Raw genomic sequence first — 14894 nt, forward strand, 5'->3', positions numbered from 1 at the left:
CAACGCCTCACCGCAACCACCCTCTCCATCGCCGCCATCAACACCCCCACCTCCACCGTCATCTCCGGCGACAACCACACCCTCAACACCCTCCTCACCCAACTCGACACCGAAGGCATCTACGCCCGCCGCATCCACGTCGACTACGCCTCCCACAGCACCGACATGGACCCCCTCCTGCCCACCATCCACCAACAACTCACCGACCTGCGATCCGGACCCGGACGGATCCCGATGTACTCCACCGTCCACGGCCGCCCCGTCCAGGACGGCGAACTCGACGCCGACTACTGGTGCAACAACCTCCGCCACACCGTCCGCTTCGACCAAGCCGCCCAAGCCGCCGCCGAAGACGGACACCACACCTGGACCGAGATCAGCCCCCACCCCGTCATGGCCCTCGCCCTCGACACCATCGCCCAACAACACAACGGCACCACCCACACCACCGCCCACCGCGACCACGCCGACACCACCGACCTCCTCACCTCCTGGACCCGCGCAGGTCTCGCCCACGCGGACGCCTGGCCCTGGGACCGGCTGGTACCCCGCGCTGCCGTGGCGGCCGCGCTCCCCACCTACGCCTTCGACCGCCAGCGCTACTGGCATGCCGCCCCCGCACCCGCACTGTCGACCCCGGGGACGGACGGCGAACCGGGCCACCCGTGGCTGACCCGGTCGACACCGCTGGCCTCGGGCGACGGGCTGGTCCTCAGCGGCGCGATCGACGCCGCCAACGGCCAGCACGACTGGCTCGGCGACCACCGGGTGTTCGGCACCACGCTGCTGCCCGGCACCGGGATCCTGGACCTGGTGCTCTTCGCCGCCGAGCGGGTCGGCGCCGGCGCGGTCGACACGCTGACCCTCGCCACTCCCCTGGCGCTGCCCGAAACGGGGTCCCTGCACCTCCAGGTCGCCGTCGGCGGCCACGGGCCCGACGGACGCCGCCAGGTCACCGTCCACACCCATCCCGACCCCGACAACGACCCCGGGACTCCCTGGACCACCCACGCGATCGCCCACGTCGCGGACGGCGCGGGCGAGCCCGAGCCCGAGGCCTTCGACTGGGCGGCGGCGGTCGGGGCCGCGGAGCCCGTGCCCCTGGACGGGTTCTACGAGCGCTTCCGCGAGCGCGGCCTCGACTACGGCCCCGCGTTCCGGGGCCTCGGCGAACTGTGGCGCGGTGAAGGTGAGTTGTACGCGGTCCTGCGTCTTCCGGAGAGCCTGAGCCCGGAGGGCTACGGCGTCCACCCCGCCCTCCTGGACGCCGCGCTCCACACCGTCCTGGCCGCCGAGGAGGCCGACGACGCGTCCGTCTCAGCGGCGGACCGGAGTCCGGCCGCGACGCGGGGGAAGCGGGTCCTGCTGCCGTTCGAGTGGCACGACGCCCGGCTGCACGCCACCGGCGCCTCGGTCGTACGCGTACGCGTCCGCCTGGACGGAACGCGCGAGCGGGCAGAGGTGTGGGTGGCGGACGAGAACGGCCAGCCGGTCATCACCGCGGGCCTCCGCCTGCGGGAGGCCGACGCCCGCGGCCTGCGCACGGCATCCGAACGCCACCTGTTCCGGCTGGACTTCCAGGAGGTTCCCACGACCTCCGCAGAGCTCCGTGACACGGTGAGCACCGGTGGCCCCCTGGCCGCCGCCCTCGGCCTGCCCCCGCTGGCCCCGGCGAACGGCCCGGCGCCCTCCCGCGTCGTGGTCGACGCCTCCCAACCCTCGGGAACACCGCAGGAGTTCACCGCGGCGGCCCTGCTCCGGGCGCGCGAGCTGCTGGCCGATCCACGCCTGTCCGGCACCGAAGTGGTCTGGTTGACCCGGCACGCGGTGGCCGTCGAGGAGGACGAGGCCGTCGACCTGGCCGCCGCGCCCCTGTGGGGCCTGCTCCGGGCGGCGCGCGCCGAGGGGCACCCGGTGCGACTGGTGGACGTGGACCACGGCGCCGATCCGGATGCGGTGCGGACCGCACTGGCCGCCCCCGAGCCGGAACTGGTGGTCCGTGGCACGGCGCTGCGCGCTCCCCGGCTCGTCCGGTACGCCCCGGCGGACGCGTCGTCCCCCGACAGCGCCGGTGACCTGGCCCGGGGCACGGTACTGATCACAGGAGGTACCGGTGAGCTGGGCCGCCAGGTCGCCCTGCACCTGGTGAACGCCTGGGGCGTGCGCAAGCTGGTGCTCGCCTCCCGTCGCGGCGACGCGGCGCCCGGTGCCGGGGAGCTGGTCGCCGAACTGACCGCCGCCGGGGCGGCGAGCGTACGGGTCGTCGCCTGCGACGTGACCCGCCGCGAGCAGCTGGCCGCGCTGGTGGAGTCGGCCGACGACCTGAGCGGCGTGTGGCACCTGGCCGCCGCACTCGACGACGGCCTGCTGGCCGACCAGACGCCGGAGCGGCTCGATCGGGTCTGGGCCCCCAAGGCCCGTGCGGCCTGGTGGTTGCACGAGCTCACCGCGGACCGCCCGCTGACCTCGTTCGTCGTCTTCTCGTCCGCCGCGGGCGTCCTGGGCGGGCCCGGGCAGAGCGGCTACGCCGCCGCGAACGCCTTCGCGGACGCGGTGGTGCACGAACGCCACCGGCGGGGCCTGCCCGCGCTGAGCCTGTCCTGGGGGCTGTGGGAGCAGGACGGCACGGGCCTGACCGCGCGGCTCGGCCGGGCCGAGCTGGCGCGGATGCGCAGGCAGGGCGTCGCCGCCCTGACCGGGGCGGAGGCGCTGGACGCGCTCGACGCGGCCCTGTCCTGCGGCCGGGCGCACCTGGTGCCCCTGCGGGTCGACCGGTCCGGGGCCGAGGACACGCGCTCGCCGCTGCTGCGCCGCCGTACCCGGCTGCGGAGGCTCGCGGACGCCCGCGAGGACGGTGCGGGCAGCACCGGCTGGTCGGCGTTGCCGGAGGACCGGCGCGTCGAAGCGCTCACCGGGCTCGTGGGGCGCGAGGCGGCCGTGGCCCTGGGCCGCTCCGCCGACGTCCGGCCCGAGGAGGTGTTCACCGAGCTCGGCCTCGACTCCCTGATGGCGGTGGAGCTGCGCCGCAGGCTGTCCGCCGGGACCGGTCTCCCGCTGCCCGCGACGGCCGTCTTCGACCACCCGACGCCCGCTGCCCTTGCGGCGTACCTGAACGCCCGCCTCGGCGGACGGGACGGCGAGGCGGACCGTGCGGCCGTGGTGCGCGTGGAGCCGCGCGGCGTCCATCCGGCGACGGAGGGCCAGCGCAGGCTGTGGTTCCTGGAGCGGATGCGTCCGGGCACGGCCGAGTACAACGTGACGATGCCGGTCAGGGTCGCCGAGCCGCTGGACCCCCAGGCGTTCGCCGCCGCCGTCGAGCACGTGGTGCGGCGGCACGAGGCGCTGCGCACCGGCCTGGAGAGCCGCGACGGCACGCTGGTGCAGGTGGTGCACGAGGAGTTCGCCGTCCCGGTGCACTTCGAGGACGTCGCGGGCGCCGAGGAGCTGGCCGAGCGGATCCGCGTCGAGGCCGCGACGCCGTTCGACCTGTCGGGCCCGGTGCTGCTGCGCTGCCTGGTGCTGTCCGGACCGGACGGCCAGGTGGTCTCGTTCACGCTGCACCACGCGATCGTCGACGCTTCCTCGCTCGTGCTGGTCCTCGATGAACTCTTCGCTGCGTACGGGGTGTTGAGGACCGGGCGCGCCCATGACGGCGGCGCCCTGCCACTCGTACACCTCGGTGACTTCGCGGTCTGGGAGCGGGACTCGCTGGCGCGGGGCGCCTTCGGGGCGGGGATCAACTTCTTCCGGGGCGAGCTGGCCGGGGCCCCGCGCCTGGAACTGCCCCCGGGTACGGCTGACTTGGACGCGGGCAGGGTCGGCTTCGCCGTGCCCGACGCGCTGCGGCGCGAGCTGGAGGTGCTCGCCTCCGGTGCGGGGGTGACGCTGTACACGGTGCTGGCGGGCGCCTTCGCGGTGCTGCTCTCGCGGTACGGCGGCCAGCGGGACTTCAGCATCGGCACGGTCTGGTCCGGGCGCGGACCGGCCGGATCGGCGGACGTCGTCGGGTTCCTCGCCAACACCCTGCCGCTGCGCTGCGACCTGACCGCCGACCCGGACGTGCCCGCGCTGCTCGCGGAGATGCGCACCCGGGTGCTCGGTGTGATGGAGCACCAGAACGTCCCCCTGTCGGAGGTGGTGAAGGCCTCGGGCGTCCCTCGCAACGGCGAGGAGAACCCGTTGTTCCGGGCGGTGCTGAACTACGGCCTGGGCGCGGAGGCGGACGACGGCTCCTGGCAGCCGCTCGACGGCTCCTTCACGGGCAACGTCGCGGGGACCGCCAAGTTCGAGCTGACGCTGAGCCTCGCGCCCGCCGCGCAGGGCCTGCGCGGGGAGCTGGAGTTCCAGTCGCACGTGCTGGACGAGGACTCCGCGCGGCGCATGGTGGCGAACTTCGAGGCGCTGCTCGCCGCCTTCGTCCGGGGCGACGGCCTGCCGGTCAGCCGGCTGCCCCTGCAGCACGCCGAGGACGAGGGCGGATTCCGGCGGCACGCCGCCACGGACGCCCCCTCACAGGAGCGGCATGCCGCCACGGAAGCACCCACGGAGGAGGAGGCGCCCGCCGCCGGGCCCGCCGGTGACAACCGCGTCTGGGAAGTCGTGCTCGCGGCCTGGGCGGAGGTGCTGGAGCTGGAGCCGTCGGAGGTGGACCCGGACAGCGGGTTCTTCGACCTGGGCGGCACCTCGCTCACGGCGGTGCGGGTCCACGAGCTGGTCCGCGACGGGCTGGACCGCGAGTTCCCGCTGTCCACGCTGTTCCGCCACTCCAGCGTGCGGGAGCTGGCCGCGTTCCTGCGGGGCGACTCCGGTCCCCGTACGGCCACGGCCGCTGCGCCCCGGGAGCGGGAGGGCGTCGACGAGGACGCCGTGGCGATCGTCGGGGTGGCCCTGCGCCTGCCGGGCGCGAACGACATCGAGGAGTTCTGGGCGAACCTGCGCGGCGGCGTGGAGTCGATCCGCCGCTTCACCGAGCAGGAGCTGCTCGACGCGGGGGTGTCCAGGTCCGTACTCGACGACCCCTCGTTCGTGCCGGCCAAGGGGTACGTGGCCGACGCCGACCTCTTCGACGCCGAGTTCTTCGGCTACTCGCGGTCGGAGGCGGAGAACATGGACCCGCAGCACCGGCTGTTCCTGGAGACGGCCTGGAAGGGCCTGGAGGACGCGGGCGTGCGGCCGGACTCCCACCCGGGCCGCATCGGGGTCTTCGCCGGTGCCGGCTTCGGCGGGTACAACACCGGGACCGTGCGCGGCGACGAGATCACCGAACTGCACGAGTTCTACCGCAACCTGCTCGGCAACAAGTCCGACTTCGTGTCGACGCGGGTGGCGCACAAGCTGAACCTGCGCGGTCCCGCGCTGACCGTGCAGACCGCGTGCTCCACGGGGCTGGTGGTCGCCCACCTGGCCCGGCAGAGCCTGCTGCGCGGCGAGTCGGACGTGGCGATCGTCGGCGCCTCCGCGCTGACGTACCCGCTGGAGTACGGCTACTACCACCAGGAGGGCTTCGTCTTCTCGCCGGACGGCTCCTGCCGTGCCTTCGACGCCGCCCGCCAGGGCACCGTGGTGGGCAACGGCGTGGTGGCCGTGGTGCTGCGGCGGCTCTCGGACGCCGTCGAGGCGGGCGACCGGATCTACGCGGTCCTGCGCGGCAGCGCCATCAACAACGACGGCTCCGACAAGGTCGGCTTCACCGCACCCAGCGTCAGCGGCCAGGCCACCGTCATCAGTGACGCCCTCGCCGACGCCGGACTGACCCCCGCCGACATCGGCTACGTCGAGGCCCACGGCACGGCCACCGCGATGGGCGACCTCATCGAGGTCCAGGCCCTGCAGGAGGTCTTCACCCCCGACCGCGAGGAGCCCTGCGCCCTCGGTTCGGTGAAGTCCAACCTCGGCCACGTCGACGTGGCCGCCGGACTGGCGGGGCTGGTCAAGGCAGCCCTGTGCGTCTACCACGGAGAGCTGGTACCCACGGTGAACTTCGAGAGCGCCGACCCCGGACTGGGCCTGGACCCGGCCGTCCTGCGCATCAGCGACGACACCCGCCCCTGGCCCGGCACCCGCCGCGCCGGAGTCTCCTCCTTCGGCATCGGCGGCACCAACGCCCACGTGATCCTGGAACAGCCGCCCCAGCGGCCCGCGGACCCCGCCCCGGCGCGCGACGCGGTCTCCGTGGTGCTCTCCGGGCGGACCTCGCAGGCGCTCAGGGACCAGGCCGGGCAGTGGGCCGACTGGCTCACCCGGCACCCGCGGACCCCGCTGGCCGACCTGGCGCGGACCTCCGCGCTGTACCGCAGGCACTTCGAGCACCGGGGCGCCGTCCTGGCCCACGACCTGGACGAGGCGGTGCGCGGCCTGGCGGCGATCCGGGACGGGAGCGCCGACGACGCGGTGTGCACGGCGGTCGCCGGGGAGCACGGCAAGGTGGTGTTCGTCTTCGCGGGACACGGCTCGCAGTGGCCGGGCATGGGCCGGCGCCTGCTGGTCGAGAGCGCGGCCTTCGCGGCCGCGGTCGACCGCTGCGACGCGGCCCTGCGCCCGTACACGGGCTGGTCGGTGCGCGCGCTCCTTGAGGACCCGGAGGCGAGCGGGCTCGACCTGGACGACGTCGAGGTCACCCAGCCGGCGCTGTTCACGGTCGCGCTCGGCCTCGCGGCGGTGTGGCAGTCCCTCGGCCTGGAGCCGGAGGCCGTCGTCGGCCACAGCCAGGGCGAGGTGCCCGCGGCCGTGGTCGCCGGAGCGCTCACCGTGGAGGAGGGCGCCCGGGTGGTGACCGTGCGCAGCGCGGCGTTCCAGCGCATCGAGAGCGGCTCGGGCGGCATGGCCCTGCTGGGGCTGCCGCTGGCCGAGGTGGAGGAGCTGCTCGCCGGGTACGGCGGTGCGCTGTCGGTGGCGGCGGTGAACACGCCGGGTTCGGTGGCGGTGGCCGGCACGGCCGACGCGATCGGGGACCTGCTCGAACGGCTGGCGGACCGTGACGTGTTCTCCCGGCGGATCAAGGCGGACCGGGCCGGGCACTGCGCCCTGGTCGACCCGATGCTGCCCGGGGTGGAGGCGGCCCTGGCCGGACTGCGCCCGGGCGCCACGAGCGTGCCGATGTACTCCTCGGTGACCGGCGCGCCGATCGGCGGGGAGGTCCTGGACGCCCGGTACTGGTGCCGCAACCTGCGCGAGCCGGTCCGCCTGGACCTGGCGCTCGACGCGCTGCGCACCGACGGCTTCGGCGTGTTCACCGAGATCAGCCCGCACCCGCTGCTGGCCATCCCGCTGACGTCCTTCACCGCCGAGCGGGGCGGCGTCGTCCTGGGCAGCCTGCGGCGCGAGCACGGCGGCCTGGACCAGTTCGTGCGCGGGCTCGGCGAACTGCACGTGCACGGACGTACGGTGGACTGGACCCGGGTGGTCGACGCGCCCGGTCCCCGGGCCGACCTGCCCGGGTACGCGTTCCAGCGGCAGAGCTACTGGATCGACGGCGGCTCCCGCGCCCCGCGGCAGGAGCAGGCACCGGCCGTGGACCTGGCGTCCCGGCTGGCCGCCCTGCCCGAACCGGCGCGGGCCGACACCGTGATGGAGGCCGTGCAGGACGCCGTGCGCCACGTCCTGGGCCTCACCGAACCCCTGCCCGTGGACGAGCGGTTCCAGGAGCGCGGGCTCGACTCGATGATGGCGCTGCAGCTGCGCAACCGGCTCAGCGAGGTCACCGGCACGCCGCTGCCGTCGACCCTGGCCTTCGACCGCCCCACACCCCGGGCGGTGGTGGACCACCTGCTGGCCCACGCCTTCTCCGAACTCCCCGACCCTGGGCCGGTGCTGGAGCGCGCCGAGCGCCGCGACGTCCACCCGGCGACCGAGGGACAGCGCCGCCTGTGGTTCCTGGAGCGGATGCACCCGGAATCGGCGCAGTACAACGCCGTGTTCCGGCTGGAAGTGCGCTCGGAGCTCAGTCCGGCGACGTTCGCCCTGGCCCTGCGCACGGTGATGGAGCGCCACGAGGCGCTGCGCACCGGTCTCGAACTCCGCGACGGGGACCTGGTCCAGGTGGTGCACGAGGAGTTCACCGTCCCGCTGCGGCACGAGAGCGTCGGCGGCGCCGCGGAAGGCGCCGGGGAACTGGAGCGCCTGCTCCGCGCGGAGGAGCGCACCCCGTTCGCCCTGGACGCCGAGACCCTGTTCCGCTGCCTGCTGGTGGAGCGCGGCGACGGGTGGACCGTCCTCCTGACCGTGCACCACGCGGTCGTCGACGGCTGGTCGCTGGCCCTGCTGCTCGGCGAACTGCACGAGGCGTACCGGGCCCTGGCCGCCAGGGACGCCCTCAAGCTCCCCGAGGTCCGCTACCACCTCGGCGACTACGCGCGGTGGGAGGCGCGCGCCATCGAGGAGGGCGCCTTCGGGCCGTCGCTCGCCTACTTCGCCTCCGAGCTCGACGGCGTCCCACGCCTGGAGCTGCCCGCCCGCGACGGCGCCGGGCAGGACGGAGGCGACGCCGTGCACTTCACCGTGCCCGCGGAGATCAGGTCCGCCCTCGACGAGCTGGCGGGCCGCCACTCCGTCACCGGGTACACCGTGTACGTCAGTGCCTTCGCGGTGCTGCTCGCCCGCTACGCCGACCAGTACGACTTCAGCCTCGGCACGATCTGGTCGGCGCGCGAACTGCCCCAGGTGGCAGGGACGTTCGGCTTCCTGGCCAACACACTGCCGCTGCGCTGCGACCTCACCGAAGCGGTGTCCTTCGAGGACGTCCTCACCCGCACGCACACCCGCGTCCGGGGCGTCTTCGAGCACCAGGGCGTCCCGCTGACCGAGGTCGTGCGCGTCGTCGGCGGCGAACGGACCGGCGAGGAGAACCCGCTGTTCCGGGCGGTGTTCAACTACGGCGGCGCCGCCTTCCCCGCCCTCGGTACGGGTGAGGGGGCCTGGCTCCTTCCCGCGACGGGCAGCGTGTCGGGCAACGTCCGGGGCGCGTCCAAGTTCGAGCTGGGCCTCACCCTGACCGCCGACGGCGACGTACTGCGCGGGGAGCTGGAGTTCCAGGGCCACGTACTGGACCGGGAGTCGGCCCTGCGCATGGCGGCCAACTTCACGACCCTGCTGGCCTCGCTGGCCGCCGACCCCGCCGGCCCGGTCCGCCGCAGCGAGCTGCTCTGCGCCGAGGAGCGCGACTGGCTGGCCGGGCACCTCGGCGGCGCCGCTCCGGCCGACACCGGGGAGGACGCCTGCCGACGGGTCCTGGAGCAGGCCGCGCGGACGCCCGACGCGGTGGCCTTGGTGGCCGACGGGGGCGAGCTGACCTACCGGGAGGTGACGACGCGGGCCCTCGCGCTCGCCGCCGAACTGGCCGCACTGGGCGTCGTGCGCGGCGACTTGGTCGGCCTCTGCCTGCCGCGTACGGCCGAGCTGCCGGTGGCGATGCTCGGCACCTGGTTCGCCGGGGCCGCCTACGTGCCGCTGGACCCGGAGTACCCGAAGGCCCGCCTGGAGCACGTGGTGTCGGACAGCGGGATCGGGGTCGTGGTCTCGACCGACGCCCTCGCCGGCGTACTGCCACGAGGCCCGCGGGTCCTGTCCCTGGACGACACCACGCCCGCACGACCCGACGGATTCGCGCCCGTCCTGCCGGACCCGTCCGACGCCGCCTACGTCATCTACACCTCGGGCTCCACGGGCGTGCCGAAGGGCGTGGTGGTCGAGCACGCGCAGTTCACCGCGTTCTGCGCGGCGATGGACGAGCGCGTCGGCGGTGGCACGGGCGACAGCTGGCTCGCCGTCACCAGCGCCTCCTTCGACATCTCCTGCCTCGAACTGCTGTGGACCCTGACCCGGGGCTACCGCGTGCTGGTCGGCAACGGCGAGGTCGGCGGCTGGGCCGACTACCGCACGCTGCGGCCCACCCACCTGCAGTGCACTCCGTCGCTGGCCAGGATGCTGCTGGCGGACGCGGGCGGCCGCGAACTCCTCGGCGGGCTGCGGCTGCTCGTCGTCGGCGGGGAAGCGCTCGACCGGGGCCTGACCGAACGGCTGTCGCGCACCTGCGGCGGCGAGGTGGTCAACGCGTACGGACCCACGGAGGCCACGGTCTACGCGACGACCTGGCGGGTGGAGCCCGGGCGGCCGGTGTCGATCGGGGCGCCCGTGCCCGGCACCCGGCTGGCCGTCCTCGACCGCAACGGCCGCCCGGTGCCGCGGGGCTGCCGCGGCGAGCTGTGGATCGGCGGGGCCGGTGTCGCGCGGGGCTACCTGGAACGGCCCGAGCTGACGCGGGAGCGGTTCGTGGTGGACCCGTTCGAGGGCGCGGGGCGGATGTACCGCACCGGGGACGTGGTCCGCCACCGCGAGGACGGGTCGCTGGAGTACTGCGGGCGCACGGACGACCAGGTGAAGCTGGCCGGGCACCGCATCGAGCTCGGCGAGGTCGAGTCCGTGGTCGGCGAGTGCCCGGGCGTCCGGGAGGCCGCCGCGCTGGTCCGCTCGGACGACGGGCCCGCCGCGCTCTGGGTGTACTACTCCGGGGACGCCGACGAGGCTGCCCTGGCCGGGCACACCGCGTCCCGGCTGCCCGTGGCGATGCGGCCCGCGCGGTGGGTGCGGCGGGACTCCCTGCCGCTGACGCCGAACCGGAAGGTCGACCGGCTGGCCCTGGCCGCCCTGCCCGCACCGCGCACGGAAGCCGTGCGCCACGACGCCGGGGACGACCGGGTGGAGGAGGCCGTGGTCGCGGCCTGGTCCCGGGTGCTCGGCCCGGACCGGATCGACCCGGACCGGGGCTTCTTCGAACTGGGCGGCACCTCGATGGGCGCCCTCCGGGTCCACGAGCTGCTCCGCGCCTCCCTGGACCGCGACTTCCCGCTCTCGACGCTGTTCCGCTACTCCACGGTCCGCCGGCTCACCGAGCACCTGCGGGGCGACAGCGCCCGCGCCGTCACCGCGGCGGTGCCCCGTGGGCGTACGGACGAGGACGCCGTGGCGATCGTGGGCGTGGCCCTGCGGCTGCCGGGCGCGGACGACGCCGAGGAGTTCTGGGCGAACCTGCGCGGCGGCGTGGAGTCGATCCGCCGCTTCACCGAGGAGGAGCTGCTCGGCGCCGGAGTGCCCAGGAGCGCGCTGGACGCCCCCGGGTTCGTACCGGCCAAGGGCTACGTGGAGGGCGCCGACCTCTTCGACGCCGAGTTCTTCCACTGCGCCCCGGCCGACGCGCGGGACATGGACCCGCAGCACCGGCTGTTCCTGGAGACCGCCTGGCAGGGCCTGGAGGACGCGGGCGTCGTGCCCGGCACCGACCCGGGCCGCATCGGGGTCTTCGGCGGGGTCGGCTTCGGCGGCTACGACCAGGGTGACGCCGACGACATGTCGGAGGTCTTCCGGTCGGCGATCGGCAACAAGAACGACTTCCTCGCGACCCGCCTGGCGCACATGCTCGACCTGCGCGGCCCCGCGCTGACGGTCCAGACGGCCTGCTCCACCGGGCTCGTGGCCACGCACCTGGCCCGGCAGAGCCTGCTGCGCGGCGAGTCGGACGTGGCACTCGTCGGCGCCTCCGCCCTGACGTTCCCCCTGGAGCAGGGCTACCAGTACCAGGAGGGCTTCGTCGCCTCGCCCGACGGGCACTGCCGCCCCTTCGACGCCGACGGCGCGGGCACCGTCCTCGCCAACGGCGTGGTCGCGGTGGTGTTGCGGCGGCTCTCGGACGCCGTCGAGGCGGGCGACCGGATCTACGCGGTCGTGCGCGGCAGTGCCATCAACAACGACGGCTCCGACAAGGTCGGCTTCACCGCACCCAGCGTGAACGGCCAGGCCACCGTCATCAACGACGCCCTCGCCGACGCCGGACTGACCCCCTCCGACATCGGCTACGTCGAGGCCCACGGCACCGCGACGGCCATGGGCGACCCGATCGAGGTCCAGGCGCTGCAGGAGGTCTTCACCGCCGACCGCGAAGAGCCCTGCGCGGTCGGCTCGGTGAAGTCCAACATCGGTCACCCCGACGTCGCCGCGGGCCTGGCCGGACTCGTCAAGGCGGCCCTGTGCGTCTACCACGGGGAGCTGGTGCCCACGCTCCACTTCCGGCGCGTCAACCCCGAACTGGGCCTGGACCCGGCCGTCCTGCGCATCAGCGACGACACCCGCCCCTGGCCCGGCACCCGCCGCGCCGGAGTCTCCTCCTTCGGCATCGGCGGCACCAACGCCCACCTGGTCCTGGAGCAGCCGCCGCTGCGGCCCTCCGTACCGGACGTCCCGGCCGCTGTCCCCGCGCCGGTGGTCCTCTCGGGGCGGACCCCGCAGGCGCTCAGGGACCAGGCGGGCCGCTGGGCCCGCTGGCTCACCGAGCACCCCGGGACCGGCCTCGCCGACCTGGCCCGTACGTCCACGCGGCACCGCCGGCACTTCGCCGAGCGCGCGTCCGTGGCCGGAGCCGACCTGCCGGCGGTCGTCGCGGGGCTCGACGCCCTGGCGGCCGACCGGCCGGACCCCTCGCTCACCGTCGCCACCGCACGGCCCGGCAAGGTCGCCTTCGTCTTCCCCGGCCAGGGTTCGCAGTGGCCGGGCATGGCGCGGCGGCTGCTCGCCGAGAGCCCGGCGTTCGCCGCCGAGGTCGACCGCTGCGACGCGGCGCTCCGCCCCCTGACCGGCTGGTCGGTGCGCGCGCTGCTCGAGGACGACGACCGCATCGCCTGGGACCGCCTGGACGTCGCCCAGCCGGTGCTGTTCACCATGTACCTCGGTCTGGCGGCGGCCGTGCGGGCCCTGGGCCTCCGGGCGCAGGCCGTGGTGGGCCACAGCCAGGGCGAGATCGCCGCCGCCGTGTTCTGCGGCGCCCTGACCCTGGAGGAGGGCGCGCGGATCGTCGCCGCGCGCAGCACCGCCCTCGCCGCGCTGTCCTCCGACGGCGAGATGGCCACGGTGGAGCTCCCCGTCGCCGAGGTGGAGGCGGCACTGGCCCCGTACGGGGACGCCGTCTCGGTCGCCGTGGTGAACACGCCCGGCTCCACGGTCGTCTCTGGCGACCGCGCGGTCGTGGAGGAGCTGCTCTACGCGTGGGACGACCAGGACCTCATGTGCGGCCAGCTCAACGCCGCCTGCGCCTCGCACAGTGCGCACATGGACCCGCTGCTTCCCGGGCTGCGGGAGGCCCTCGCGGCGCTGCGTCCGCGCCCGGCCGAGGTACCGCTGTACTCCACGGTGCTGGGTCGCCGGGCCGAGGGCGAGGAGCTCGACGCCGACTACTGGTGCCGGAACCTGCGCGAACCCGTACGGCTCGATCTGGCGCAGCGGGAGCTGCTGGACGACGGCTACACGGTGTTCGTGGAGATCGGCCCGCACCCGGTCCTCGCGCTGCCGCTGGCCGACGGGGGCGCGGAGCGGGACGCGGTGGTCCTGGCGGCGATGGAGCGCGACCAGGGCGGTGCGGACCGGCTGCTGCGCACCCTGGGCGCGCTGCATGCGCACGGGGTGGAGGTCGACTGGTCGGCCGCCGCTCCCGACGGCCGACTGGTCGGACTGCCCGGTTACGCGTTCCAGCGGGAGCGCCACTGGCGGGAGCCCGCCCGGCGCAGGACGGTCGACCAGCGGTTCTGGGACGCGGTCGGCGCGGGCGAGGCGGATGCGCTCGCGGAGCTGCTGGGCGCGTCCGGGGAGGACCGGGAGAGCGTGGCGCACCTGCTGCCGCTGCTGCGGCGCTGGCAGGAGGAGCGCGACGGCGGTGCGGCGACGGGCGCGGCGACGGCAGGTGAGCTTCCGGAGGCCGGGTTCACGGAGCGCCTCGCCGGCCTGGGACGGGACGAGCAGCGCGACGTGGTGCTCGCGCTGGTCCGCTCGGAGGCCGCGGCCGCCCTCGGCCTGCCGGAGGTGCCCGGCGATCAGCCGCTCCAGCAGCTCGGGATGGACTCGCTGATGGCGGTCGGCCTGCGCGCCCGGCTGGCCCGGCACACCGGTCTGTCGCTGACCTCGGGGGTGCTGTTCCGCCAGGACGGCTGTGCGGGCATCGCGGACCACGTGATCGGCGTGCTCACCGGGCGGCAGCCGCTCGCGGTGGCGGCGGGCGACGACCTCGTACGGGTCCTCAAGCCCGCTCCACGGCCCAGGGCGCGCATCCTGTGCATGGCCGGCATGGGCGGTACGACCACCTCTCACGTCCCGCTCATCCCGTACCTCCCCGAGGACGTGGAGCTGCTCGGCATCCGGGTCCCCGGTCGTGAGGGGAGCGACGGGGAGGCCCCGGTGGGCGACGTGAACACCCTCGTCGACCGGGTCGTGGCGGAGCTGTCGGACCGTCTCGACGTGCCGACCGTCCTGTACGGGCACAGCCAGGGCGCCTGCGCGGTGTGGGAGATCGCGCACCGGCTGGGCAGCAGGATGGGCGGTCCGGAGCTGTCCCTGGTGGTGGTGTGCGCGCCGGCGCCGTTCGGCGAGGCACCGAAGGCGCTCAAGCGGTTCCTGGAGGTGTCGACGCTGTGGGACACGGCGGAGCCGGGGACCCTGGTGGAGTTCTTCCGGGGGGTGCTGCCCGACGAGATCCTCGCCCACGAGGAGGTCTTCGCCGGTTACCTGCAGAACCTGCGCGACGACTCCGCGATGTGGAACCGCTACCAGCTGCTGCTGGACGCCGACCGCAGGGGCCCGCTGGACATCCCGGTCACGGCGGTGTCGGCCGCGGGCGACCCGGTGCTGCCCGAGGGCACGATGGACGCCTGGTCGACGTTGACCCGGGGCGCCTTCGTGGCCCGCAGCATCGAGGGCTCCCACTCGGCGCCGCTGGAGAACCCGGAGGCGATGGCCCGGGAACTGACGGCGGCGATCCCGTGGGGGCTGGCCCTCGACGCCTGAGGGTCGAGGCGCCCCCAGCGCACGCAAAAAACACCACCGCCCCGCACCCCCAAAACCCCCGCCCAGCCACACCCCAG

1 protein-coding gene is annotated in these 14894 nt (G+C 74.8%); it reads left to right on the top strand.

Going from position 1 to position 14894, the window contains the following annotated elements; genetic code table 11:
* Window positions 1-27 precede the first annotated feature (27 nt).
* On the top strand, window positions 28-14817 hold the full coding sequence (locus ABT160_RS44215; RefSeq protein WP_351655263.1) for a non-ribosomal peptide synthetase/type I polyketide synthase: 14790 nt from the start codon (window positions 28-30) through the stop codon (window positions 14815-14817).
* Window positions 14818-14894: the final 77 nt, after the last annotated feature.

It is taken from the genome of Streptomyces sp. NPDC001941 (assembly GCF_040296945.1).
Classification (GTDB): Bacteria; Actinomycetota; Actinomycetes; order Streptomycetales; family Streptomycetaceae; genus Streptomyces.